This is a genomic window from Pseudomonas sp. E45-MNA-CIBAN-0222, assembly GCF_040310405.1.
Lineage (GTDB): Bacteria > Pseudomonadota > Gammaproteobacteria > Pseudomonadales > Pseudomonadaceae > Stutzerimonas > Stutzerimonas stutzeri_AC.
Window position 1 is genome coordinate 160,303 of record NZ_JBEOPU010000005.1, and the last position, 25,271, is coordinate 185,573.

The following is a 25,271-nucleotide window of genomic DNA, read 5'->3' on the forward strand; positions in this document are numbered from 1 at the left end:
GCCGCGGCGGGAACCGCGGCAGCGCCATCCGCGATGCTACTTCTCGACGAAAGCACGCTCGATCAGGTAATGCCCCGGGTCACCCATGCGAGGTGAAACACTGAGACCAAAGCTGTCCAGCACCTGGCTCGTTTCATCCAGCATGCTCGGACTGCCACAAATCATTGCGCGGTCATCCTGAGGATTGAGTGGCGGCAGACCGATGTCGCGAAACAGCTTGCCGCTGCGCATCAGCTCAGTCAGACGCCCCTGATTCTCGAATGGCTCGCGGGTCACTGTCGGGTAGTAAACCAACTTTTCCTTCACGGCCTCGCCGAAAAACTCGTTCTGAGGGAGATGTTCGGTGATGAACTCCCGATAGGCGACCTCGTTGACGTAACGAACACCATGCACCAGTACGATCTTCTCAAAACGCTCGTACGTTTCGGGGTCCTGAATGACACTCATGAACGGCGCCAGACCAGTCCCGGTGCTCAACAGATAGAGATGCTTGCCCGGCAAGAGATCGTCGAGCACCAGTGTTCCAGTAGGCTTACGGCTGACCATGATCTGATCGCCTTCCTGCAGGTGCTGCAACCGAGATGTCAGCGGGCCGTTCTGCACTTTGATGCTGAAGAATTCCAGGTACTCTTCGTAGTTCGGGCTGGCGATGCTGTAGGCGCGCATGAGCGGACGGCCCTCGACCTCCAGACCTATCATGACGAACTGACCATTCTCGAATCGCAGCCCAGCATTGCGGGTGGTCTTGAAGCTGAACAGCGTGTCGTTCCAATGGTGCACACTGAGAACGCGCTCTACGTTCAGGTTGCTCATGCTACGAATTCCTCATGATTTCGCGACGGATGTCGTTTCGTTTCGGCAGTCTAGCGATAGCTGCTTTATTCGTTAACTGGATAATAAAGATATAGGTTATCGGTTATATAGATATGCATTTCACTCTCCGCCAGATCGAAGTATTCGCCGCCGTCGCGCGCCAAGAAAGCGTGTCTCGCGCCGCCGAAAGCCTATCGCTGTCGCAATCGGCTACAAGCACGTCGCTCGCTGAACTGGAGCGCCAGTCTGGATGCCAGCTCTTCGACCGAGCGGGCAAACGGCTCAGCCTGAACTCACTCGGGCAGCAACTGCTGCCACAAGCCGTCGCCCTGCTTGATCAAGCGAGGGCTATAGAGGACCTGCTCAACGGCAAAAGCGGCTTTGGTTCGCTGGCGGTGGGCGCAACGCTGACGATAGGCAACTACCTCGCCACCCTGCTGATCGGCAGCTTCATGCAGCGCCACCCGGAGTGCCGGGTGAAGCTGCACGTACAAAACACTGCGCATATCGTGCATCAAATCGCACAGCACGAACTTGATTTGGGTTTGATCGAGGGTGATTGCCAACATCCTGACCTGGAAGTCCAGCCATGGATCGAGGACGAGCTAGTAGTGTTCTGCGCGCCGCAGCATCCGCTCGCCGGGCGCGGAATGGTGGATCTGGAGGAGCTGGCCAACGAGGCGTGGATTCTTCGTGAGCAGGGCTCCGGTACGCGCATGACATTCGAACAGGCCGTACGGCATAGGCCAGGCAAGCTGAATGTGCGACTGGAACTGGAACACACCGAAGCCATCAAGCGCGCGGTGGAATCAGGACTTGGGATTGGCTGCATTTCCCGCTTGGCCCTGCGCGATGCATTTCGCCGCGGTAGCCTGGTGCCGGTAGCAACACCGGAACTGGATCTGCGCCGCCAGTTCTACTTCATCTGGCACTCACACAAGTATCAGACCGCCGCCATGCTCGAGTTTGTCGAGCAATGCCGGGCGCTGACCTCAGGCGTGCGCCGCAGCGATGAGATTCAGCTGCCGCCAATCGCCTGAAAGCCGCACCTCACGACGCGGCCTGAATTCAACTGGTCGGAATGGATCCCATCTGCTGCAGCAGCAACGCAGCCTGGGTTCGCGTGCGCACACCCAACTTGCGAAAGATGGCTGTCACGTGTGCCTTGATGGTCGCCTCCGACACGCTGAGCTCGTAGGCGATCTGCTTGTTCAACAGCCCGTCACACACCATTGTCAATACGCGAAATTGTTGCGGCGTCAGGCTGGCCAAACCGGCACTGGCAGCCTTGGCTTCATCGCTGACGTTAGCTACGTCCTGGATGTTGGTCGGCCACCAGACGTCACCATCGAGCACCGCACGCACCGCTTCCTGAATGGTTTCCAGAGAGCTGGACTTGGGAATGAAACCGCTGGCGCCGAACTCACGCGACCGCGCGACGACCGCTGCGTCTTCCTGCGCCGAGATCATTACCACCGGTAGGTGCGGGTACTGCCCCCTTAGCAGTACCAGACCCGAGAAGCCGTAGGCTCCTGGCATGTTCAGATCCAGCAGCACAAGGTCCCAATCGGCACCCTGATTCAGAAAGCTATCCAGCTCGGCGATACTTGCCGCCTCCACCAGACGCACATTGTCCCCAAGCCCCATGGTGAGCGCTTGCTGAAGCGCACTGCGAAAAAGCGGGTGATCATCGGCAATGATTATTTCGTAAGCAGCCATTGGCAGACCTGTAGTTTTTATTGGCGCTTTTCATCGGCTTGAGCAGCCGATGCCGACAAGATGACGGCAGAAATCCCCAAGAAACTGCCCTGAGGATGGTCCGATGTGGAAATTTCGGCCGGCCAGACCGAATATCGGTCGCCCGCCACAACAAATCAAGCGGCGCAAGCATGCCCACCGATGAATAAGTGGTCAAGCACGGCGCTTTGTAGCAAAGTTTGCGACTTTTCCTCAATGAGCTGAAACATGCGTAGCCAAGCCCTCCGCGCAGACTTCCTGATGCTGATCACCGCAATGATCTGGGGCACGGCCCTCGTCGCTCAGCGCATTGGCATGGACAATATCGGCCCGTTTCTTTTCACCGGGCTGCGCTTCGCCCTCGGTGCTATGGCCCTGCTGCCTCTGGTGATCTATCAGGGGCGCACCAAAGCCCGCCACGAACCATTCATGCAGCGCGGTCTGTTGCTGGGCGGCCTAAGCATGGGGCTCGCGCTGACTCTGGGGATCAACCTTCAGCAGGTTGGCCTGCTATTTACCAGCGTGACCAATTCCGGATTCATCACCGGCCTCTATGTGATCGTGGTACCGCTGCTGGGGCTGATCATTGGCCACAAGACCGGGCTTGGGACTTGGGTCGGTGCCTTTCTCGCCGTTGCCGGCATGGCGCTGCTAAGCATCGGCGAAAATTTCACGGTGGCGTCCGGCGATTGGATTCAACTGGCCGGCGCATTCGTCTGGGGCGTGCATGTGCTACTGGTGAGCTTCTTCGTCAGCCGACACGATGCTATTCGCCTGGCCTTTCTGCAGTTCGCAACCTGCGCCGTCGTCAGCCTGCTGCTTGCGCTGTTCTTCGAGGAGATAAATCCCGCAAGCATCTGGCTCGCAGGCCCTGCTCTTATCTATGGCGGGCTCTTCGCGGTTGCGGTCGGTTATACGCTGCAGGTCGTTGCGCAGAAGCATGCGATCGCGTCCCATGCGGCGATCATTCTTTCGCTGGAAGCCGTATTCGCGGCCATCGCGGGCGCACTGTTTCTCGACGAAAGCTTATCCGTACGTGGCTATATGGGTTGCGTACTGATGTTCATCGGCATGCTGGCCGCGCAACTGTGGCCGCGCAAACCGGAACCGCTGGTTGCCGATGCCCCAAGCAAGGCCTGACACGACGCTCCATCAGGACGTGGAATGTGGCTGCAGTAACAGGTGCGCGGAGTTTTGCAGATCTGGCTGACGGTGATATTTGGCCCCCAGATAGTGTTCGGTGAATACATCGAGCCAGGCATCCAGCGCATTCGCTGCAACCGAGTCGCCGGCCAGCTCCAGGCACAACGCAGCGACTTCGGCGGTGCAGAGGTGATCACTACGGGTCGAGCGGCGCAGCCGGTAACGTGAAAGCGCCTCGGGCTGCAGACTCAGCACCGGCAAGCTATCCAGATAGGGGCTTTTGCGAAACATCTTGCGCGCCTCAGTCCAGGTCGCATCAAGCAAAATGAACAGCGGACGCTTGCCGGGCAGTCGCTCGACTTGCTCGGTCACCCGCTGCGGCGCGGCATATTCGCCAGGAAATATCACCAGCGGCTGCCACTGCGGATCGGCCAGCAGCGCCAGTAAGCGTGGATCGACGCCAGTACGCTGCCAGGTGAAGGCGAAGGTGTTGGGCACCACATCGGCGATCAACCACCCTGTATTGCTCGGCTTCAGCGGTTCGATATCGTGCATCAACAGGCAAACGCCACATTCGCTGTCGATCTTTGGTTGCCATGGGCAAAGGCAGTGACTGAACGGCACCCTGCAGCGAACGCACCGGGGCGCGCGCGAGCCACGGGCGACGAAGGGTTTCAGGCTTTTCGCCAGGCGCTCATTGCGCAGACGTGCAACCGCGTGGGGCATGGATCGACTCGAGGATGACGACGAAGCGCGGCAGTCTACCAGCGCGTACCTGAGTGCGGCGAAGCCATGGCAAATGAACCGTGCCCCAGCCTGCCGGTCGAAACAGCGCAGCCATAAGGAGACCGCCATGTATCGTCTGACTACCCTGCTCGCTTTGAGCCTCGCCCTACCCCTTGCCCACGCAGCCTCGCTACAGGAGCAGCAGCTGAGCCAGCTGCTCGATCAGGTTGCCCGTGAAAGCAGCGTCGGCACTCCCCGTGCGATCAACGAAGACATCCTTGATCAGGGCTACACCGTAGAGAACAACCAGCTGATCAACCATCTCAGCGTGCAGCCCCGCCATGCCGCACAGATGCGCGACAATCCTGGCGACGTACGCAGCCAACTTACGGTCAGTGTTTGCGGCAATGAAGGTCTGCGCAAGCTGATGAGTCAAGGCGCCGTCCTGCGCTACGACTTCAGCGAATATCAGAGCAACAAGCCCATTGCCAGCGAGCGCTACAAGGCCTCGGACTGCGGTCTTTAAGCCATAAAACAGGGCGGGGCCGGACGATTATCCGGACTCCCGCCGGGCTCACCTCTCTAGTCGTTTCCTCGCAAGATCTGCGGATCGCCCTTACCCGCCACCGCGGCCGCCTCGTCCCGAGTCAGCAGGGCCGTACGCGGCACGTTGCGCAAGCGCGCGCAGGCTGCAAGCACATTGGCCCAGCTAGCGCGATTGGCGAACTGCATGCCGAACTCATCCAGCGTCCCGCCACGGTTGCGATAACCGAGTGCCGAGCATTTGCGGGCATCCGGCAGGATCGGCCAGAGATGGCCACGAGCAACTTCCGGCCGCATATGCGTGAGCAGCACGCGCATGTCCATCGAGTCCGGGAATAACCTCTCCGCGACGCCCTCGCTGGCACGCGCCTCGACTTCCCAATGATCGCGCGGCCCGCGGAAACACCCCGGCTCCTGAAGATAGACCAAGCGATAGGCGCACTCGGCCTCCCTGAGTCGCTTGGCTGCGCGGAGCATCTCGCCCATCTGATAGCTCCCATTGGCGATCAACAGCAATGGCTCGTTACCTGGGTGCTCGTCGACCACGATGGCGCCGTCACGCGCCAGCTGCTCGGCCTGAGCTCGATCGAAATAACACGGCCGATCACGCTTGGGCATGACCAGGCACGCCAGCTCGCCGCGCGCCTGATAGATCGTTGGCAGCAGCGCCAGTGTGCTGTTGTGATCAGCCGGAAATAGCACCCGAACCATGTCGTTCATTTCACCGAGCAGCGCCTCGCAGAACGTAGTGTCCTGGTGGGACTGCTGGTTCTTGCCGTTCTCCCAGGTGTGCGATGTGGCGATCAGCGGCCAGCCGAGCCAGCCGGCAGGCCTGCCAATCTCCTTTTGCTGCCGGGAAAAGATGATGCTCTGGCGCACCACGCCGAGCATCTTCACGCAGAAAGCCTCGTAACTGGCCACCAGGTTCAGCCCGCCCTGATTGGCGAGGCAAGCGGAAACCACAGCCTCTTCATTGAGGGCGGTAATGATCGCGCCGTCCACTGCCTCCAGTTCGCTTTCCGGCTCGATCACGCGATGTTTGAGCGCCTTGAGCACACCGCCCAGGCGATTGCTAGCCAGCTCGTCGGGGTTACCCACCCGGGGCCGCAGCGAGGGATTGGCCTCGGTAAGCTCAACGAAGAAACGGTCGACTGCCGCCATCGGCGAGCAGACGTCGTCGCGGTAATTGAGCTTCGGCATGGTCGGTGCCGGAGGCCGGCGCAGTGCCAGCGGATTGTCACGTTCCAGCAGTCGCCCCTGACGGCTACGGGCGAACAGGTCCAGCGAAGCGCTTAGCTCCTGCTGAGGTACGAACAGACGCGCCGCGTGCTCATTGAACAAGTCGCGTGACACTTCATCCACGCTCGGATTCCCCGGCAGGGGCAGGTTATGCGCAGCGTTGCTACCTGCTCCGTAGAAGCCGAAGCCCTTGACTGTCTCGGCGATACCGTAAGGCATCGGCAGTGGGTAGTTGAGAATACCGCGCGCCTTCTCCTCCACTCGCCGCTCAAGACGCAGCTCCATTTCCCATAGCGTGGTGACGAATGCAGCAGGATCGCGGCCATCGAACGGCATCGGATCGAAACCGCACTGACTTAAATGCTGACGAAAATCCTCCAGCCCCTGCTCGGTGCCAAGGGCGGTGCGCTGTTCAATTCGCCGCCCGTTGGCGATCATCACCGGCAGCGCTACGCCGCAATCTTCGGCACGCCACCAGCGCGGTATCCAATCACTGCCGCGCTGCTCCTCCGCAGCGCCATCGGAAAGAAAGGCAACCAGCGTCTCCCCCGGTAGCGGCATATGAGCATATTGCAGCTCGGCGAACCCCAGATAACCACCTTCGGCGATGCCACCAGCAGTGTGCGGATTGACATGACTGCCCAACGGCGCGAGCGGACTGCCATCAGCCGCCTGTTGGTAGCCGTAAAAGTCCTGCAGCAAGCGATTCATACCCGCCTCGCCACCACCATAGGCCTGCGCTTGCTCCGGGTGCAGATTGCCGGTCAGCAGATTTAGCGCGTCGACAGCGGCCACGCAGTGGCCCTGCCCCATCAGCCAGGCCCGAGTGCGGCCGGTAAGAGCGTTGAGAGCCATATAGCCGGCATAGGCCGGCACCATGTTCAGGGCTCCACCGGTATGTCCTTCGGGGTTGCGCTTGAAGTCGTCCGCCGCCAGCGGCGCACCATCCAAATGCACCTGCCGCGCATACGTCATATGAACAACCAGCCAGAGGCCGGCGCTGGCGACACGGTCGACCGCTTGCAGTAGCCGGTACACGCTAGCCAGATCTGGCTGATGACCTGCTTGCACCAGCTGATGAGCCAGACGGAATACCGCCGCCTGGGTCTCCAGCGCATGCTCGAATGGCCCGTAACCACCACGCCAGGTGGCAAATTCCGGTTCGGCTTGCGCGTGTTGATCCAGCTCGACAAGGCTGGGCAATAGCTGACTCATGGGATCACTCCGTAGGTAAGCGGGTTGTGCGGTAGTCTAGGCAGGGCTCGGGTTGCTATCTCTGATATGTATCAAGTCGTCATGGCAGCCGAGCGGGCAATGTGGACATCATCGTACAGACAGGAAGGCAATATGGCTTTGCTCAGTTTTCTCGGCGCCATTCAACAGGTAACAGGTTCTTGCTACCTCATAGAGACCCATGACGGCGTAAGGGTTCTGCTTGAATGCGGTATGCACCAGGGTCGTCGAGAGGAGGAAAGCGGAAATCGCGGCACATTCCCCTTTGATCCCAAAACGCTGGATGCGGTGGTCCTGTCCCATGCGCATATCGACCACAGCGGTCTGCTGCCGCGTCTGGTCGCGCAGGGCTACCGCGGCAAGGTGCACTGCACCGAAGCGACGGCCGAGTTGCTTGAACTCATGTTGCTGGACTCGGCGAACATCCAGGAAAAGGATGCTGAATGGGAGAACAAGTGGCGCGCGCGTATCGGCAAACCGATGATCCAGCCACTCTATACGCGCGTCGACGCCGAACGCATGTTGAGCCAGCGTGCACCTCACCCCTACAGCGAGACGTTCGAAGTCGCTCCGGGTGTAGCGGTGAGCTTCCACGACGCAGGCCACATCCTCGGCTCGTCCATCGTGCAACTGGACGTGCAAGACCATGGCAGAACACGCCGCGTGGTTTTCTCAGGCGATCTCGGTAACGACTGCTCGCCGTTGATGCACCCGCCAACGGTGCTCAAAGAAGCCGACGTGGTGCTAATGGAGTCCACCTACGGTGACCGCGACCACCGCAGCCACGAAGACACCATCGAAGAGCTGGCCGGCATCCTGCAACAGGCCCACCGCGACGGTGGGAACGTACTGATGCCCTCCTTCGCCGTCGGCCGTACTCAGGACCTGATCTACTACCTCGGACGCTTCTATCGTGAAGGCCGTCTCCCGCAACAGGCGGTCTTCCTCGACAGCCCAATGGCCATCCGCGCCAACGCCGTCTATTCGCACTACAAAGACCAGCTGGATCTCGACGGCATCGATCCGGCACTGAGCGCGACCAGCGGGAAGCTGTATGCCGAACGCTGGCTGCCGATCCTCAAATCCACGCCGACACCTGAAGAGTCAATGGCGATCAACCGTTTCAAAAGCGGCGTGATCATCATCGCCGGCAGTGGCATGTGCACTGGCGGGCGAATTCTGCACCACTTCAAGCACAACCTCTGGCGCGAGGAGTGCCACCTGGTAATCCCCGGCTTCCAGGCCCGCGGCACACTTGGCCGCGTCATCGTCGACGGCGCCGACAGCGTCAAGCTGCTGCACCAGCGTATTGCCGTGAATGCAAAAGTGCATACCCTGGGCGGCTTCTCCGCGCACGCCGGACAATCCCAGTTGATCGACTGGGTGAGCAACTTCGAAAATCGCCCCGAGCTTTACCTGGTTCACGGTGAGGTTGAAAAGATGCGAGTGCTGCAACAAGCGCTGCGCGACCGCCTCAACTGGGAAGCCCATATACCCGAGGCGGGTGATCGAATCGCCCTGTGAATATGCGCAACCGAAGCCCTTCAGGGCTTCGGCTGTCACCCTCGTCCTTGATCCGGCTTGAGCGCACTGGCCTCAGCCTATAGCCTGAACGCGACGCCCATACATGGAGATGTTGTATGTCCTTTGATTCGGATGACTACCTGTCGCGACACTTCAAGACCAGCGGCGCCGAGCTGGAAAGCAAGATCGACGAACTGGCCGCCATGGTTGTCCCCGAGACCAGCCCCAACCTGCCGCTGTACCGCGAAATGCTGGTAACCGTTTTACGTATGGCCCAGGCCGATCGCAGTCGCTGGGATGCAAAAATCCTGCTTCAGACCATGCGTGAGATGGAGCATGCGTTCAGTCGTCTTGACCAGTTCAAGCGTCGCCGCAAGGTTACGGTATTCGGCTCCGCACGCACGCCGGTCGAACATCCGCTGTATGCACTGGCCCGCCAGCTCGGTACCACGCTCGCGCAATACAACTTCATGGTTATCACCGGTGCTGGCGGCGGCATCATGGCGGCCGCTCACGAAGGTGCCGGGCGCGACAACAGCCTAGGGCTGAACATCACCCTCCCCTTCGAGCAACACCCCAACCCAACGGTCGGAGGTACCGACAACCTGCTGTCATTCCACTTCTTCTTCGTTCGCAAGCTGTTCTTCATCAAGGAGGCGGATGCGCTGGTGCTATGCCCTGGCGGCTTCGGCACCCTGGATGAGGCACTGGAAGTACTGACCTTGATCCAGACAGGCAAGAGCCCGCTGGTTCCGGTAGTGCTGCTCGACGAACCTGGAGGCAGCTACTGGAAAGATGCACTGCAGTTCATGCGTGGGCAGTTGGAAGAGAATCGCTACATCCTGCCCAGCGATATGCGACTGATGCGCCTGGTAGATAACGCCGATGAGGCCGCGAAGGAGATTGCCAACTTCTATCGCAATTTCCACTCCAGCCGCTGGCTAAAAGATCGTTTCGTCCTGCGCATGAACCATGCACTGAACGCCCAGGCGATGGAGTATCTAAACGAGGAATTCACCGATCTGTGCCTGAAAGGCCTGTTCGAGCAACAAAACTGCTGCGAGTCGGAGCTTGATGAACCCGAGCTTCAGCGCCTGCCGCGGCTGAGTTTCGTGTTCAATGGTCGTGACCACGGTCGTCTGAGGGAGCTCACCGACTATGTCAACGAGCCGGCAAACTGGGCAAGACCGCTGGCAAATGAGGATTGACCACGCTGACTACATCAGGCCGTTGCGCAGCACCGGCCGCTGTTCTCACCCACAGGCAACAGCAGCACTGTAGCCGGCGATGAACTCAGTCGTCTGAGCCACCACCGCGTAACAACCGGCTGATCATTTCCAGCGAATAACCCCGATAACTGAGAAAACGCCCCTGCTTCGCCCGTTCCCGAGCATCTGCCGGTATCTGGCCAGCGAACTTGCGTTGCCAGAGATCACGCAACTGCTCCGCCCAATCGAACCCGCTGTCACGCAGCGCCTGCTCGATATCCGCCTTCGGCAACCCACGCTGGCTAAGTTCTTCGCGGATGCGCAAAGGCCCGTAGCCAGCGTTGGCGCGGCTTCTGACATAGCTCTCGAGATAGCGGGATTCGGACAACAGACCCTGCTCGCAGAGGCGATCCAGGGCCGGTTCGATAAGGTCAGGCGGAGCGCCACGCTGGCGCAACTTGCGAGTCAGCTCGACGCGACCATGTTCGCGTCGGGCTAGCAGGTCCATGGCTACCCGTCGCACCGCGACGGGGTTATCGAGCACGGCAGCCATATGGATCAGAGGTCGGCGTCAGCCAGGTCTTCAGTGACCACGTTCGCCTTGCTACCGCCAGAAACCACGAGCAGCTTGTCGCGAATCTGCTGCTCGATCTCGCGGCCAATTTCCGGATTGTCTTCCAGATACTTGGCGGCATTGGCCTTGCCCTGACCGATCTTGTTGCCCTTGTAGGCATACCAGGCGCCAGATTTCTCGACCAGGCCCTGCTGCACGCCGAGATCGATGACCTCGCCATTGCGGTAGATGCCCTTGCCATAGAGGATCTGGAACTCAGCCTGACGGAACGGCGGCGCCACCTTGTTTTTCACAACTTTGACGCGGGTTTCGCTGCCGACCACTTCGTCGCCTTCCTTCACCGCGCCGGTACGGCGGATGTCTAGACGAACCGATGCGTAGAACTTCAGCGCATTACCGCCGGTGGTGGTTTCAGGGCTGCCGAACATCACACCGATCTTCATGCGGATCTGGTTGATGAATATGACCAGGCAGTTGGCGTTCTTGATGTTACCGGTGATCTTGCGCAGCGCCTGGGACATCAGACGCGCCTGCAGGCCGACGTGCGTATCGCCCATCTCGCCTTCGATTTCGGCCTTGGGCACCAGCGCGGCCACGGAGTCGACGATGATCACATCCACCGCATTGGAGCGCACCAGCATATCGGTGATTTCCAGCGCCTGCTCACCGGTATCCGGTTGTGAAACCAGCAGATCATCGACATTCACGCCCAGCTTGCCGGCGTAATCCGGGTCCAACGCGTGCTCGGCATCGACGAAGGCACAGGTGGCACCCATTTTCTGCGCTTCAGCGATTACCGACAGGGTCAGCGTGGTCTTACCGGACGACTCGGGACCATAGATCTCGACGATACGGCCCTTCGGCAAGCCGCCGATGCCAAGCGCGATATCCAGGCCCAGCGAGCCGGTGGAGATGGCCGGAATGGCCTGGCGATCATGATCGCCCATGCGCATCACTGCACCCTTGCCGAACTGCTTTTCGATCTGGCCCAGGGCTGCAGCCAAGGCGCGCTTCTTGTTCTCGTCCATCAAATCCTCACTTGATCAAGAGGGCCGGAGGCCACAACAACTGTATAAGTAGCCAGTATTAGAACATAGGCAAATTTGCTCGCCTAGCCCCGAACCGGTTTTTCTCCGACCGCCAGTGCGATCAGGCCTTGCAACGCAGCCGCTATCGTCTGCTCGCGCACGGCGTGGCGATCACCGGCAAATAAATAGCGCTCGGCATGCACCTGAACGCCATCGGCCCAGGCGATCCATACCGTACCGACCGGCTTTTCCTCAGATCCTCCACCGGGCCCCGCAACGCCGCTGACCGCCACGGCGAAACGCGCCCCACTGTTCTGCTGTGCGCCGCGGGCCATTGCTTGTACAACCTCGATGCTGACGGCGCCAACTTGCTCGAACAACTCGGCGGGCACACCTAGCTGACGGGTCTTCTGCGCATTGGAATAGGTGATATATCCCGCCTCGAACCACGCCGAGCTACCGGCGATACGGGTAATCGCCTCGGCGATACCACCACCGGTACAGGATTCGGCAGTGCAGACCTGCGCGCCATGCCGTTGCAACGCTTTGCCTAGCTGCGCAGCCAGTTCAGTGAGATTCATCTGCGCTCCGTACAATCTGAAAGAAAGCCCCGTACCCTACACCAGCGAGTCGAGTAGTTCAGCCCACCTCAGCCGTGACTGCCGAGCGGCATTTACCCCAGCCCGCTCAGGCATCCTGACGGATCGGCACGACGGCACGCTCACCAACACGCCGTCCGCGACGGCTAACCACGGCGTCGCCATAGCGCTGGATGGGGTCGGCCAGGGTGCGCTTCACGAAGAAGCCGAACAGCGTCAGCACTATCAGCATTGCCGCGATGTAAAGCGGCCCCGGGATAACCAGATCACCTGCACCGAAGCCCAGCCACTCGGCGATCGCGAATACCGAAGGATGAGAAAGGAAAACGATATAGCCAATCCCACCAAGCGGTGCGATCCAGCGGAGCTTCTCGCCAGTGATGCGCGTGGCGGCGAGAAAAACGGCGACGCCGACGGCATAACTCACAAAGTAGCGGTACCAGGTTTCGCCGAACCCCGTGTCACGTGAGTAGGCGAGCACGCAAATCGGCAGCAGGAACAGATAGAACAGGCCAACCGCGAAGTGCGCGTAACGCCCTGTATCGGGTGCCCGACCATTGTCTGTCGACTTCCACAGCGCGCCGAGAAAACATACGCTCAGCATCAACGGCAAGGCCACCGGCAGTTTGATCTCCAGCTTGTAGCGCATAAAGGCCAATGACAGCGTAAACAGATACTGCACCAGCAGAAACAGCAGATCCCTTTTTGCCGAACCACCGAGACGCAGCGCGAAGATCAGGATGCAGAGAACGTAGAAAGTGATCTCGATCTGCAGTGTCCAGTAAAGCCCAATCACGTTTTCAACGAACACGAAGCCTTGCAGCATCGTCGCATTGATGGCGATGACGGTCGGGGTGAAGACCTTTCCCGGATCGTCCCAGGGGAACAGCACCCCGAGAAACAGCGACAGCCAGTACAAGGGAAACAGCCTGAAAAAGCGCTGATAGACGAAGGCCGCGATAGGCCGTTCATACCTGCCACGGCTTTTGTATAACGCTGCTACGACGAAGTAGCCGCTGAGCGCGAACAGCACCAGCACGCTGGTCTTGCCGACATCCAATACCGCCTTGCTGACAAGAAACAGATCGCCAGTCAGACCATCGAAATGGCCGTCACGCTTCATTTTTGCGATCAAATGGGAATATGCGACGCACAATGCCGCTACGCCGCGCAGGGCATCGAGTCCGAATAGTCGGGACATGGCTGCTGCTCACTTTGGCCAAAAGGGAAAGGTCGCCAGAGTTACTGCAGGGGAACTGACGCGAGGGGGTTAAACACTAGCGCTCGCTGTTCATCGGCCGCCGGTGTGGTGGCCAGAACCATGGCGAGACAAGAGCGACGATCAGGCAAGCTACCGCGACAGATGCCGAATGGCCCTGGGTACTTGAGAGATCGGAGGAATCGAGAGGCAGATCGCAGGTCACGCGCATGGCGTGCCGGCAGCCCGTCGACAGGCCAGAGTTATCGACAGCACCGGTTCGCTTGTCAACGCATTCCTTCGCTGGGCCGACAGATGACACGCGCCCCGCCACCACAAGGTGGCTGCGGCCTGCTGATCGCTACAGCCCCGTGTTAACCTTACCGGCTTTTAGCGGGAATCCTCGCGTCGTCAGACGGCCTCCCAACGCCGGCAACCTGAACGCACCGTGGGGGTTCTTTCGCCCATCAACGAGCCGCACGCAAGCCGATGACCAAGCCCAACGCCGACCTTTCCGCACATACGCCCATGATGCAGCAATACTGGAGACTCAAGCGCGAGCATCCAGACCAGCTGATGTTCTATCGCATGGGCGACTTCTACGAGCTGTTCTACGACGACGCCAAGAAGGCCGCCGCGCTGCTCGACATTACCCTGACTGCGCGCGGACAGTCGGCGGGCACGGCAATCCCCATGGCCGGGATTCCTTTCCATTCTGCCGAAGGCTATCTGGCACGACTGGTCAAGCTGGGCGAATCGGTGGTGATCTGCGAGCAGATCGGCGACCCGGCCACCAGCAAGGGGCCGGTGGAACGCCAGGTGGTGCGCATCATCACCCCCGGTACGGTGAGCGACGAAGCGCTACTCGATGAGCGCCGCGACAACCTGCTGGCCGCAGTAGTCGGCGATGAGCGCCTGTTCGGTCTGTCGGTGCTGGACATCGCCAGCGGACGCTTCAGCGTGCAGGAACTCAAGGGCTGGGAAACCCTGCTCGCCGAACTGGAGCGCCTGAGCCCGGCGGAATTGTTGATTCCCGACGACTGGCCGCAGGGCCTGCCGCTGGAAAAGCGCCGCGGAGTGCGCCGTCGCGCGCCCTGGGATTTCGATCGCGATTCGGCATTCAAGAGCCTCTGCCAGCAGTTCTCCACCCAGGACCTCAAGGGCTTCGGCTGCGAGAGCCTGACGCTGGCCATCGGCGCCGCCGGCTGCCTGCTCGCCTATGCCAAGGAAACCCAGCGCACCGCCCTGCCCCACCTGCGCAGCCTGCGCCACGAGCGGCTCGACGACACGGTGATCCTCGACGGCGCCAGTCGGCGCAATCTGGAGCTGGACGTCAACCTTTCTGGTGGCCGCGACAACACGCTGCAATCGGTCATGGATCGCTGCCAGACCGCCATGGGCTCGCGGCTCCTGACCCGCTGGCTGAACCGCCCGCTGCGCAACCGCGAGATTCTCGAAGCGCGCCAAGACTCGATCACCTGCCTGCTCGAACACTACCGTTTCGAGCAGCTGCAGCCGCAGCTCAAGGACATCGGCGACCTGGAACGCATCCTCGCCCGGATCGGTCTGCGCAACGCCCGCCCGCGCGATCTGGCGCGCCTGCGCGACGCCCTCGCCGCGTTACCGCAGCTGCAGGCCGGCATGCAGGATCTGGTGGCGCCGCATCTGCTGGAACTGGCGACAAGCATCAGCACCTACCCGGAGTTGGCCGAACTGCTGGCCCGCGCCATCATCGACAACCCGCCGGCGGTGATCCGCGACGGCGGCGTACTGAAGACCGGCTACGACCCCGAGCTGGACGAGCTGCAGTCCCTCTCGGAGAACGCCGGCCAGTACCTGATGGACCTGGAAACCCGCGAGAAGGCCCGCACCGGCCTGGCCAACCTCAAGGTCGGCTACAACCGTGTGCACGGCTACTTCATCGAACTACCGAGCAGACAGGCAGAATCCGCGCCGGCCGACTACATCCGCCGGCAGACGCTCAAGGGCGCCGAGCGCTTCATTACCCCTGAGCTGAAGGAGTTCGAGGACAAGGCATTGTCGGCCAAGAGCCGCGCCCTCGCCCGCGAGAAGCTGCTCTACGACGAGCTGCTGGAAATGCTCATCGGCCACCTGGCACCGCTGCAGGAGAGTGCCGCCGCCCTGGCCGAGCTGGACGTGCTGAGCAACCTCGCCGAGCGCGCGCTCAATCTCGACCTGAATCGCCCGCGTTTCGTCGAGCAACCGTGCATGCGCATCGAGCAGGGTCGCCATCCAGTCGTCGAGCAGGTATTGGAGACACCTTTCGTGGCCAACGATCTGGGTCTCGACGACGCAACCCGCATGCTGGTGATCACCGGGCCGAACATGGGCGGTAAATCGACCTATATGCGCCAGACCGCGCTGATCGTGCTGCTGGCACAGATCGGCAGCTTCGTCCCGGCTGCGGCTTGCGAGCTGTCGTTGGTGGATCGCATCTTCACCCGTATTGGCTCCTCGGACGATCTGGCCGGCGGTCGCTCCACGTTCATGGTGGAAATGAGCGAAACTGCCAACATCCTGCACAACGCCAGCGATCGCAGCCTGGTGCTGATGGACGAAGTGGGCCGCGGCACCAGTACCTTCGATGGCCTTTCGCTGGCCTGGGCTGCCGCCGAGCACCTCGCCAAACTGCGTGCGTTTACCCTGTTCGCCACTCATTACTTCGAGCTGACCGTATTGCCAGAAAGCGAGCCAGTGGTGGCCAACGTCCACCTTTCTGCTACTGAGCACAACGAGCGCATCGTCTTCCTGCACCACGTACTGCCGGGGCCGGCGAGCCAGAGCTACGGCCTGGCGGTGGCACAGCTGGCCGGCGTGCCGGGCGAAGTCATCCAGCGCGCGCGCGACCATCTGTCGCGCCTGGAAACCACCAGCCTGTCCCACGAAGCACCGAGAATAACGCCCGGCCAGCCTGCACCACCCATGCAGAGCGACATGTTCGCCAGCCTGCCACATCCGGTGCTAGAGGAATTGGGGCGGATCAATCCCGATGATGTAACGCCGCGTCAAGCGCTGGAACTGCTATACAGCTTGAAAACTCGCATTTGATACGCCGCGAAAGCTGCTAGAATCGCGCGCATTTTTTTGATAAGCGGCATTTGCCTGTGCCGCCTACTCACAGGGGCGTCACCGTAACGCCTACCTGACACGCCTGAGGAGATAGCTAGACATGACCTTCGTCGTCACCGACAACTGCATCAAGTGCAAATACACCGATTGCGTGGAAGTCTGCCCGGTGGACTGCTTCTACGAAGGCCCGAACTTTCTGGTGATTCACCCGGACGAGTGCATCGACTGCGCACTGTGCGAGCCGGAGTGCCCGGCTCAGGCGATCTTCTCCGAAGATGAGGTACCGGAGGATCAGCAGGAGTTCATCGAGCTCAACGCTGATCTGGCGGAAGTCTGGCCGAACATCACCGAGAAGAAAGATGCCCTGGCCGATGCCGAGGAGTGGGATGGCGTCAAGGACAAGCTGCAGTACCTGGAGCGCTAGTTCTTAGCCGAATCCAGACAAAAAAATGCCCGCATCGCTGCGGGCATTTTTATTCGTACTGCCGTTAGGCGGTGACAGATCAGGCCTTGTCGATGCCTTTTTTCAGGGTGTCTTTCACATCACCCTTGACCTGTTGGGCTTCGCCCTTGATCTCTTGACGCTGACCTTCGCCTTTCATGCGCTCGTTGTCAGTCGCTTCGCCCACGCCTTGCTTGATCTTGCCAACGGCTTCGTTAGTGTTGCCCTTGATCTTGTCTTCAGTACTGCTCATGGCGGACTCCTAGCTTATTCATTGGTGACGTAGAGTGGACCGCCCAATCGAAACGATAGTTTCCCCCGGCCATCGGCCCAGGGATGGTTTAGACGTGACGCGATGGCATCAATCGGCGCAGCAGCGGCCGCCCCGCCAGGTGCATAAACACTGGCGCGCCGGCGATGAGGTAGAAGTAATAGGTCACGAAGCGCCAGATCAGAATCGCCGCTGCAGTTGTCGACTTGCCCACCATCGGCGTCAGCAGCGCCGCCGAGGCCAACTCTGCACTGCCCGCTCCACCCGGCAACAGGCTGAGCTGGCCGGCAGTCAGCGCCAACAGCTGCACGAGGAACGTCCACGCCCACGCCAGTTCGCTGCCCAGCCCCTGCAGCGTCAGGTACAGCACGCTGAAACGCAGTAGCCAGTGCAGCGTGGTGAGACCGAATACCGCCAGCAAGATCCGGCGCGGCAGGCGAAAGCAATCGATCAGCGCGTTGCGGAAACCCAGCACCTTGCGAGCCCATCGGCGCTTGCGCGGCTGCTTCATACCCAGGCGGCTGACCAGCCAACCGTTGAGCAGAAACACCTGGCGATGAAAGCGCCCGAGCAGTGCTAGCAGCACCAGTACCCCGATGAGCAGCGCCACACTGAAACCTAGCAGGCTGGCGATATGCGCGTTCAGCTTGTGGGTCAACGCATAGAACAGCACACCTATTAATGCGCAGGCGAAAAACAGCAGATCACTCAGCTGCTCGACGGCATAGGTTGCTGTGCCCTTGGCCGGCGCCACGCCCTGGCGCATCAGCAGTGCCATAAGCGTCAGCGGCCCACCCGCGCCGCCAGGCGTCGCGCAAATGGCAAACTCGGTTGCGACGACGATGCCGAATGCGCGGCGTTGGCCCAGTAGTCGACGCCCCAGAAGCAAGCGCAAGCGCAGCGCATTGAGGTTCCACCCTACGACTATCATGCCGAGCATCATCGCCAGCAGGCTGCCGGGAAAACTGCGCAGACGCTCGAACAGGCCGGTGCCGCCAAGCAACAGCGGCACCATGGCCGCGCCGAGCAACGCGCCGCCCATAATCCACCAACGGCGGTTCATGCCACGGCGCTCTTCGACCGATACTGGCGCAGCCAATCAATCTTGGTCATCGGTTGCCTACCTTCCTGCAGCAAGCGTTCGAGTACACCGAGCCAGTATCGACGGGAAAACTCATGGCGCATATCCACCGGGTGCAAGCCCAGGCGCAGCAATGGCGCGCTGCGACTCTGCCGTAGCTGGCGTTCACTGACCAGCCAGGACACGCCACGACGCCAAGGGCTGCGAGCACTCCAGACAAGCCCAGGAGCGGTGATCGCGGAGAAATCGGGCAGCAGATAAAGATGGCCCGGATCGCTGGTATAGACCAAATCGCTGCTGGCCAATGCTCGCCGCGTTCCTTCGCTCATCAGCCAGGCGGGCGCGACGAAGCCGTGCAGCGGCCATTGCTGGCGCCGGAACAACTCCAGGCCATGCGCAAGGCGCTCACCCGCCGCCTGTTCGTCCAGGCCGTAGAACTCGCCTTCATGGGTGTACACCCGGCGCATGAACCAGTCCCGCGGTGTCTTCGGCGCGGGCTCGAGATCGGCGTGATAGCAGCCGTGCAACACCAGTTCATCACCGCGTTGCACGCGTTGATCCAGCAGATTGCAGAAATCCGGTTGCTGCTCCAGCGAATTGCGCTGATGAAAATCCGGGACCACCAACCAGGTGATCGGCACGCCGCCGATGGCGTCCACCGCCTCTACGAAGGGCTGGTAATCCGGCCAGGTTTCCGCAGCCACGTCGTGCAGCACCACCGTCAGAGCAGCCTCAACCATGTACGGCTACCGGTACGTCCGCCGTTCCCAGTACAGCGTGGTAGTGCGCGAGCAGTCCTGCCACCACCGCATCCCAGGCATGATGAGCTTCGACATGTTGGCGCGCCTGCACGCCCAGCAACCTGGGGTCGTCCTCGAACAATTCACGCACGGTATGCGCCATGGCCCTCGGGTCAAGCGGCCGGCATAGGCGCCCACTGTAGAACGGCACCAACTCAGGCAGCGCTCCGGCACGCGCGGCCACCACTGGAATGCCGCTGGCCATGGCCTCCAGCGCCACCAGACCAAAGGTTTCCTGATTGCCTGCGTGCAACAGCACATCACAGCTAGCCATGTAGCGCGCCACTTCGCTGGCGGAACAGAAGCGGTCAATCACAGTGACATTGTCCGGCACCCGTTGCGGCATACTCGAACCCACCAGCAACAAGTGGTAGGGCCTGCCGAGCTGGCGCGCGGTTTCTAGCAAGATATGCAGGTTCTTCTCCCGCGAACCGCGGCCGGCAAAAATCATCAACCGGGTGTCGTCGGCCAGCCCCAGTTCGCGGCGCAGGTTTGGATCACGACGCTCGGGGCAGAAGGTATCCAGATCGACCCCCAACTGCTGCACGAATACATTCTTGACGCCTAGGTGAATCAGCTTGTCAGCCATTACTTCGCTGGGGGCAAGCACCCGGTCGAAGCTGCCGTACAGCCGCGAGACGTACCCATTGAAATTGGGCCCTAGCCAGCCGCCGATGCGGTTGCTGACCAACAGCGGCAGATCGGAATGATAGAAACCGATCACCGGAATATTCAGTTGACGCCCGGCGTCCAGCGCCGCCCAGGCCGTCATGTAAGGGTCACCCACCTCGATAAGATCAGGTCGCAAAGACCGCAACAGGTTGCGCCAAGGCGCACGTCTGATCGGAAAGCGATAGCCCTTGCCGAACGGCAGAATGGGCGCCGGCACCTGATAGATGCCATCGTTATGGTGGTAGTCATCGCCCGGTACCAGAATGCTATGGCGCACGCCCGAATAGAGCTGCAACCTGCGATGCTTGGCCTCGAGGTACGTGCGCACGCCACCACTAGCGGGCGCGTAAAACATGGTCACATCCGCGATATGCAAGGTACTTCTCCGGTCCGTTCCGTTGCAGAACCCGGTCTACCGCCGGCCACGCCGCCCAATGGCGGCCTGCTCCGCATCCTTGCGGAATAATTCTGTAATGAAATAGATGACCGTTACGTACAAGGGTTGTTCGCCGCGGAGCGCCAGACGGCGCCTCAGCTGTCGAGCTGCTTGTCGCCCTCGTCCTTGCCCTCGACCGAGGCGTGCTCAATGACCGCGTTCAACTCGGCACCGAACAGCAATACAGCAGCGGAGATATACAGATAGAGCAGCAGCACGATGATGGCGCCGATGCTGCCGTAGGTGGCGTTGTAATCCGCAAAGTTTTGCACGTAAATGCCGAAGCCGATCGACGCGATGATCCACACCAGCACGGCCATCACCGAACCGGGAGTGATGAAGCGAAAGTCCTGCTCCACGTCAGGCGTAACGTAGTACAGCAGTGCCACCACCAGCATCAGCATCAGCACGATCACCGGCCAACGCAGCCAGGTCCAAAGCACCACTACCACATCACGCATGCCGACTTGCCCAGCCAGCCACTCCATGGCCTGCGGACCGATAATCATCAGTCCGGCGGTGAACAGCAGCAGTATTGCCACGCCCACGGTGTAAGCCAGTGACAGCAGGATCAGCTTCCAGCTCGGTCGCCCCTCCTCAACGTCGTAGGCCTTGTTCATAGCGATCATCAGCGAGCGGAAACCGATGGAGGCGGTCCACAATGCCACCAGAATACCGAAGGACAACAACCCGGCCTGTTGCTCCTGCAGTTGCTCAATCACCGGATTAATCTGCTCCATGGCCATCGGAGGCAGTGCCAGCTCGGCCTGCAAGCGCAACCAATCGAAGAAATTCTGCAGGTCGAGAAATCCCAGCAGGGCAATCAAAAACACCATGAACGGAAACATTGCGAACAAGGCGCGATACGCCAGCGCCGAGGCATAGGTCGACATGTCGTCGTCGCCGAATTCCTTGACGGTTCGCTTTAACAAGGTGAAGGCCCCGATGCCGCGGGTGTCCAGCATGGCCATTAGTATTTCCCCAGTCGGTGAATGTGCGGTCTAGAAAATGGGACGACCGCTCTGCTGGAGAGTTCGCTGCTAGTCGCTCGCAAGCGGCTCTACGCGGATCGAACCTTCGTGCAGCACCGCTCGCCATCCCCTCCCGGCGGGATCGCGCAACAGGGCTTCCGCCAATGCTGGCTCGAGGCGCGCGCGCACCCTCCGGCTGAGGTCGCGCGCGCCGAAGCGCGAGTCGTGCACGCGGCAGATGGCGCGTTTTACGGCGTCATCGACTTGTAGCTGTACGCCCTGTCGGGCCAGGCGCTGTGCCAGTTTGCCCAGCTCGACATCAAGCACCGCCAGCAGTCGGTCGCCCTGGATGCTCTCGAACTGCAGCGTGCGGTCGAGGCGATTGAGGAACTCCGGATCGAAATGCCGATGCAGCGCCTGCCCGAAGCTGCGGCTTCGCAACGCGGCACGGCCCATGGGCGGTATCGGCCAGCGCTCCCACCGTGCAGCCTGCCGTGAGCCGATATTGCTGGTCATGAACACCAGCGCGTTGCGGAAATCCAGTGTCCGGTTGCCAGCAGCCAAGGTCAGTCGTCCGCTATCCAGCACATTGAGCAGGCTGCGCACGACTTCCCTACTGGCCTTCTCCAGCTCATCGAACAGCACGATACCGGGCCGGCTGAAGCTTCCGGCGATGGCCTCGGCGTCGAACAGGGTCGTACCTTCCTTGCTACCCACGTAACCGGGCGGAGCTCCGGTTAGCGCGGCGGCGTAGTGCTCCTGGGCCAGGGTATTCATGTCGATGCGGCAGAAGGCGTCCGGCTTGCCATGAATGGCCTGGGCCAGCAGACGGACGATCTCGGTCTTGCCAACGCCGGTCGGGCCGAGGAAGAGATTGACCGTCAGCGGACGTTCGGGATCGCCGATTCCGGCCTTGATCACGCGAAGCATCGCCTCGATTTCGCCCAGCACCGCATCCTGACCAACGATACGACTGCGCAGCAGTGTCATGACGGTCTCGACGTCGAACAGGAAGCGCGACGCCGGCATCGGCCCGTGGCCCGCCCGATCACTGGCTTGCGCGATCTGGGTACGGTTGTGATCGATCAGGTCATTCACGAACGGCATGGGCCCCCGGTGCAGAGTATTGAACGTGCGCCCCTCAACCCAGCGTCCGCTCCCGCCCAGCGTGCGGCAGTTCGTACACGGGGCAGTCGGCGACGCCGACAGTGGTGCGGGTCATGGCCTCGACGTTTTCCTGCGCCTTTTGCGCATCCAGCACCCAGGTGCGGTAGAACTCGAACGGACAGTCAGCCACCCCCTTGTCACCGTCACCGGAGTTGTAGACGCCGGTGTAGCCGCGGTGCAGCAGCTTGAACAGGTGGTTCTGCGACTGATCGTTGGCACGGGCGTCGCGGATCTGCGAGATCGACAGCTGGGCGTACTGGATGCCCATCTCTTCCTCACCACACTCGCCCAGGGTGCGCCCGTCGAAGCCGACGATCGCGGAATGGCCGAAGTAGCTGTAGACGCCATCGAAGCCTGCAGCGTTGGCCACCGCTACATAGCAGTTGTTGGCCCAGGCCATGGTCTTGGACATCAGCACCTGCTGCTCCTTGGCCGGGTACATGTAGCCCTGGCAGCGCACGATCAGCTCGGCGCCCTTCATCGCGCAGTCGCGCCAGATCTCGGGATAGTTGCCGTCGTCGCAGATGATCAGGCTGATCTTCATGCCCTTGGGGCCATCGCTGACGTAGGTGCGGTCACCCGGATACCAGCCCTCGATCGGGCACCAGGGAATGCACTTGCGGTACTTCTGCACGATCTCGCCTTGATCGTCGATCAGCACCAGCGTGTTGTAAGGCGCCTTGCCCGGGTCTTCGTTGCGCTCTCCAGTGAGCGAGAAGATGCCCCAGGTCCGAGCCTCGCGACAGGCAGCCGAGAAGATCGCGGTTTCCTCACCGGGAATGGTCGCGGCGGTGGCCATCATCTCGCCAGGGTCATACATGATCCCCATGGTGCTGTACTCGGGGAATACCACCAGGTCCATGCCCGGCAAGCCGAGCTTCATGCCCTTGATCATCTCGGCGATCTTGCGCGCGTTGTCGAGCACCTCGGCGCGGGTGTGCAGGCGCGGCATCTTGTAGTTGACGACGGCTACGCCGACGGTATCGGGACTGCTGGAAATATCACCGTGACGCATGGGTGCCTCCCCTTGATTATCGAATCAGTGCTTCGTTAACGGCTTTTGCCGCATTGCCCGGCGCTGCAGCCGAGGCCCTAAACGAGGTTAAGTGACGCCTCAGTGGCTGATCATCCACGGCCGGTTCGACGGGCTGGCCTTGAGCGCATGGGGATTGGCCTTGGTCGGTACCACCGGCTTGCTCGGGCCGCAGCAGCTGCAGCCAGCCGGGTGGCGCTTGCTGTCGGCATACTCGGCGACTGTCTTGGGCGCGTGGCTGGCGCGCTCATTGGTCTCGTGCGCCGCGCGGGTGCTGCCGGCCATGGTTGCCAACCCTGGAGAGGTGCGAATCACCCGCGGGCTGGGTGTGCCACAGGCCGGGCAATCGCAGGGTTCGCTACGCACGCTCATCGGGCGCAGGGCGGTGAAATCACCGCAGGCGTCGCAGTCGTATTCATAGATCGGCATCGCGTCATCCTCCGTGTCCCTCCATCCGGGCGGGCCAGGCCGCCGTCCAGAGCACCTGCCCCGCCCGGATGAACGAACTCATTTGTCGTAGGCGATCGGCAGGTCGATGCTGCCGTCGAGGAACCGGGTCGGCCCGGACGCGTTCGGGTGGATGTCGAATTCGAAGATCTCGGTCGGCAGCCAGAGCGTGGCGCAGGCGTTGGGTATGTCCACCACACCGCTGATATGCCCCTGCACTGGCGCCGAACCGAGCAGCGAGTAGCCCTGCGCCGGCGAGTAGCCGAATTTGGTCAGGTAGTTGATGGCGTTCAGACAGGCCTGCTTGTAGGCGATGTTGACGTCCAGATAGTGCTGCTTGCCGCTCTCGTCGACCGAGATGCCTTCGAAGATCAGGTAGTCCTTGTAGGTCGGCACGATGGGGCTGGGCTTGAAGATCGGGTTCTTGATGCCGTACTTGGCCATGCCGCCCTTGATCAGCTCGACCTTCATGTGCACCCAGCCGGCCATCTCGATGGCGCCGCAGAAGGTAATCTCGCCGTCGCCCTGGCTGAAGTGCAGGTCGCCGACCGAGAGCCCGGCGCCATCGACATAGACCGGGAAGAAGATCTTCGAGCCGCGCGAAAGGTCCTTGATGTCGCAGTTGCCGCCATGCTCGCGGGGCGGCACGGTACGCGCGCCCTGGGCCGCGGCCTTGTCACGCGCCTCGCCGGTGAGCTTGCCCATGTGTGCGGTAGCGGCGAATGTCGGATTGGCCAGCGGCGGGACGCGGTTGGGATTGGTGTCGATCAGGCCCTGCTCGCGCTCGTTCCAGGTCGCCAGCATCTTGTGGTCCGGCAGGCAGCCGATCAGGCCGGGATGGATCTGCCCGGCGAAACGCACGCCTGGGATGTGCCTGGAGCTGGTGAACAGGCCCTGGAAATCCCAGATGGATTTTTGCGCGTGAGGGAAGTGGTCGGTCAGGAAGCCGCCGCCGTTCTGCTGCGAGAAGAAGCCATTGAAGCCCCACAGCGAGTCCTGCTTGGCACCGATGTCGAGCAGGTCCACCACCAGCAGGTCGCCCGGCTCGGCGCCCTCGACCCCGACCGGGCCGGACAGGTAGTGCACCGTGGTCAGGTCGACGTCGCGCACGTCGGATGCATCATCGTCGTTCTTGATCGCGCCTGCGGTCCAGTCATAGGTTTCGAGAATGAAGTCGTCACCCGGCTTGACCCAGCAGGCCATCGGAATGTCCGGATGCCAGCGGTTGTGGATCTGCTCGTTCTCGGTGGCAGGCTGATTCAAGTCGACCTTGATCAGGGTATCGGTCATGACGAA

24 protein-coding genes are annotated in these 25,271 nt (G+C 61.2%); 7 read left to right on the forward strand and 17 right to left on the reverse strand.

Features of this window, described 5'->3' with window-relative positions:
• Positions 1-36: 36 nt before the first annotated feature.
• Positions 37-813 carry a ferredoxin-NADP reductase gene (gene fpr / locus AAEZ08_RS09565; RefSeq protein ID WP_058065722.1) on the reverse strand — a complete coding sequence of 259 codons (777 nt, stop codon included), beginning with the start codon at positions 811-813 and terminating at the stop codon, positions 37-39.
• A gap of 113 nt (positions 814-926) precedes the next feature.
• On the opposite strand from fpr, the gene AAEZ08_RS09570 reads away from it, so the two are divergent.
• Positions 927-1,853 carry a LysR family transcriptional regulator gene (locus AAEZ08_RS09570; protein WP_003285728.1) on the forward strand — a complete coding sequence of 309 codons (927 nt, stop codon included), beginning with the start codon at positions 927-929 and terminating at the stop codon, positions 1,851-1,853.
• 28 nt (positions 1,854-1,881) lie between these two features.
• On the opposite strand, the gene erdR is transcribed toward AAEZ08_RS09570, so the two are convergent.
• Positions 1,882-2,532 carry a response regulator transcription factor ErdR gene (gene erdR, locus AAEZ08_RS09575; protein WP_003285727.1) on the reverse strand — a complete coding sequence of 217 codons (651 nt, stop codon included), beginning with the start codon at positions 2,530-2,532 and terminating at the stop codon, positions 1,882-1,884.
• Between the two features lie 246 nt (positions 2,533-2,778).
• Here erdR and AAEZ08_RS09580 point away from each other — a divergent pair, with 246 nt between their 5' ends.
• Entirely contained in the window at positions 2,779-3,690 is a 912-nt protein-coding gene (locus AAEZ08_RS09580; protein ID WP_500124155.1) for a DMT family transporter, read from the forward strand.
• 12 nt (positions 3,691-3,702) lie between these two features.
• On the opposite strand, the gene AAEZ08_RS09585 is transcribed toward AAEZ08_RS09580, so the two are convergent.
• Complete coding sequence (locus AAEZ08_RS09585; RefSeq protein ID WP_058065726.1) at positions 3,703-4,419, reverse strand: tRNA-uridine aminocarboxypropyltransferase; 717 nt, start codon at positions 4,417-4,419, stop codon at positions 3,703-3,705.
• Between the two features lie 127 nt (positions 4,420-4,546).
• On the opposite strand from AAEZ08_RS09585, the gene AAEZ08_RS09590 reads away from it, so the two are divergent.
• Positions 4,547-4,945 carry a PA3611 family quorum-sensing-regulated virulence factor gene (locus AAEZ08_RS09590; protein ID WP_003285723.1) on the forward strand — a complete coding sequence of 133 codons (399 nt, stop codon included), beginning with the start codon at positions 4,547-4,549 and terminating at the stop codon, positions 4,943-4,945.
• A 56-nt stretch (positions 4,946-5,001) separates the two neighbouring features.
• Here AAEZ08_RS09590 and AAEZ08_RS09595 read toward each other — a convergent pair whose 3' ends face one another.
• Entirely contained in the window at positions 5,002-7,416 is a 2,415-nt protein-coding gene (locus AAEZ08_RS09595) for a phosphoketolase family protein (protein ID WP_500124156.1), read from the reverse strand.
• A 132-nt stretch (positions 7,417-7,548) separates the two neighbouring features.
• Here AAEZ08_RS09595 and AAEZ08_RS09600 point away from each other — a divergent pair, with 132 nt between their 5' ends.
• Both AAEZ08_RS09600 and AAEZ08_RS09605 read left to right on the forward strand, forming a co-directional pair.
• On the forward strand, positions 7,549-8,958 hold the full coding sequence (locus AAEZ08_RS09600; protein WP_500124157.1) for an MBL fold metallo-hydrolase RNA specificity domain-containing protein: 1,410 nt from the start codon (positions 7,549-7,551) through the stop codon (positions 8,956-8,958).
• 116 nt (positions 8,959-9,074) lie between these two features.
• Positions 9,075-10,166, forward strand: a complete 1,092-nt coding sequence (locus AAEZ08_RS09605; RefSeq protein WP_003285719.1) for an LOG family protein — start codon at positions 9,075-9,077, stop codon at positions 10,164-10,166.
• A gap of 85 nt (positions 10,167-10,251) precedes the next feature.
• On the opposite strand, the gene recX is transcribed toward AAEZ08_RS09605, so the two are convergent.
• The 4 genes from recX to AAEZ08_RS09625 all read right to left on the reverse strand — a co-directional run bounded on the left by recX (position 10,252) and on the right by AAEZ08_RS09625 (position 13,568).
• Positions 10,252-10,719, reverse strand: a complete 468-nt coding sequence (gene recX, locus AAEZ08_RS09610; RefSeq protein WP_003285717.1) for a recombination regulator RecX — start codon at positions 10,717-10,719, stop codon at positions 10,252-10,254.
• A 5-nt stretch (positions 10,720-10,724) separates the two neighbouring features.
• The gene (gene recA / locus AAEZ08_RS09615; protein ID WP_003285715.1) at positions 10,725-11,768 is read right to left on the reverse strand and encodes a recombinase RecA; all 1,044 of its coding nucleotides are present in this window, start codon (positions 11,766-11,768) and stop codon (positions 10,725-10,727) included.
• Between the two features lie 83 nt (positions 11,769-11,851).
• Complete coding sequence (locus AAEZ08_RS09620) at positions 11,852-12,349, reverse strand: CinA family protein (RefSeq protein ID WP_003285714.1); 498 nt, start codon at positions 12,347-12,349, stop codon at positions 11,852-11,854.
• Positions 12,350-12,455: 106 nt separating this feature from the next.
• Positions 12,456-13,568: an acyltransferase family protein gene (locus AAEZ08_RS09625; RefSeq protein ID WP_003285713.1), complete on the reverse strand. Its 1,113-nt coding sequence runs from the start codon at positions 13,566-13,568 to the stop codon at positions 12,456-12,458.
• 486 nt (positions 13,569-14,054) lie between these two features.
• On the opposite strand from AAEZ08_RS09625, the gene mutS reads away from it, so the two are divergent.
• Positions 14,055-16,634 carry a DNA mismatch repair protein MutS gene (gene mutS / locus AAEZ08_RS09630; RefSeq protein WP_500124158.1) on the forward strand — a complete coding sequence of 860 codons (2,580 nt, stop codon included), beginning with the start codon at positions 14,055-14,057 and terminating at the stop codon, positions 16,632-16,634.
• A 121-nt stretch (positions 16,635-16,755) separates the two neighbouring features.
• A complete protein-coding gene (gene fdxA / locus AAEZ08_RS09635; RefSeq protein ID WP_003285709.1) occupies positions 16,756-17,079 on the forward strand; it encodes a ferredoxin FdxA in 324 nt (107 codons plus the stop codon).
• A 79-nt stretch (positions 17,080-17,158) separates the two neighbouring features.
• On the opposite strand, the gene AAEZ08_RS09640 is transcribed toward fdxA, so the two are convergent.
• The 9 genes from AAEZ08_RS09640 to fmdA all read right to left on the reverse strand — a co-directional run bounded on the left by AAEZ08_RS09640 (position 17,159) and on the right by fmdA (position 25,265).
• Positions 17,159-17,350 (reverse strand): CsbD family protein, encoded by a 192-nt coding sequence (locus AAEZ08_RS09640; RefSeq protein ID WP_003285706.1) that lies wholly within the window; start codon positions 17,348-17,350, stop codon positions 17,159-17,161.
• 88 nt (positions 17,351-17,438) lie between these two features.
• Entirely contained in the window at positions 17,439-18,431 is a 993-nt protein-coding gene (gene gpgF, locus AAEZ08_RS09645; protein WP_003285705.1) for a glucosaminyl phosphatidylglycerol flippase, read from the reverse strand.
• Positions 18,428-19,189: an N-acetylglucosaminyl phosphatidylglycerol deacetylase gene (gene gpgD, locus AAEZ08_RS09650; protein WP_003285704.1), complete on the reverse strand. Its 762-nt coding sequence runs from the start codon at positions 19,187-19,189 to the stop codon at positions 18,428-18,430. The genes gpgF and gpgD overlap by 4 nt, the downstream gene beginning before the upstream one ends.
• The gene (gpgS, locus tag AAEZ08_RS09655; protein ID WP_003285703.1) at positions 19,182-20,297 is read right to left on the reverse strand and encodes an N-acetylglucosaminyl phosphatidylglycerol synthase; all 1,116 of its coding nucleotides are present in this window, start codon (positions 20,295-20,297) and stop codon (positions 19,182-19,184) included. The genes gpgD and gpgS overlap by 8 nt, the downstream gene beginning before the upstream one ends.
• A gap of 155 nt (positions 20,298-20,452) precedes the next feature.
• The gene (locus tag AAEZ08_RS09660) at positions 20,453-21,328 is read right to left on the reverse strand and encodes a YihY/virulence factor BrkB family protein (protein ID WP_003285702.1); all 876 of its coding nucleotides are present in this window, start codon (positions 21,326-21,328) and stop codon (positions 20,453-20,455) included.
• A gap of 69 nt (positions 21,329-21,397) precedes the next feature.
• Positions 21,398-22,435, reverse strand: a complete 1,038-nt coding sequence (locus AAEZ08_RS09665) for an AAA family ATPase (protein ID WP_500124159.1) — start codon at positions 22,433-22,435, stop codon at positions 21,398-21,400.
• 34 nt (positions 22,436-22,469) lie between these two features.
• A complete protein-coding gene (locus AAEZ08_RS09670; protein ID WP_500124160.1) occupies positions 22,470-23,510 on the reverse strand; it encodes an aliphatic amidase in 1,041 nt (346 codons plus the stop codon).
• Positions 23,511-23,609: 99 nt separating this feature from the next.
• Positions 23,610-23,957 (reverse strand): FmdB family zinc ribbon protein, encoded by a 348-nt coding sequence (locus AAEZ08_RS09675; protein ID WP_058065735.1) that lies wholly within the window; start codon positions 23,955-23,957, stop codon positions 23,610-23,612.
• Between the two features lie 78 nt (positions 23,958-24,035).
• Positions 24,036-25,265, reverse strand: a complete 1,230-nt coding sequence (gene fmdA / locus AAEZ08_RS09680; RefSeq protein ID WP_014819851.1) for a formamidase — start codon at positions 25,263-25,265, stop codon at positions 24,036-24,038.
• Between the last annotated feature and the right edge of the window lie 6 nt (positions 25,266-25,271).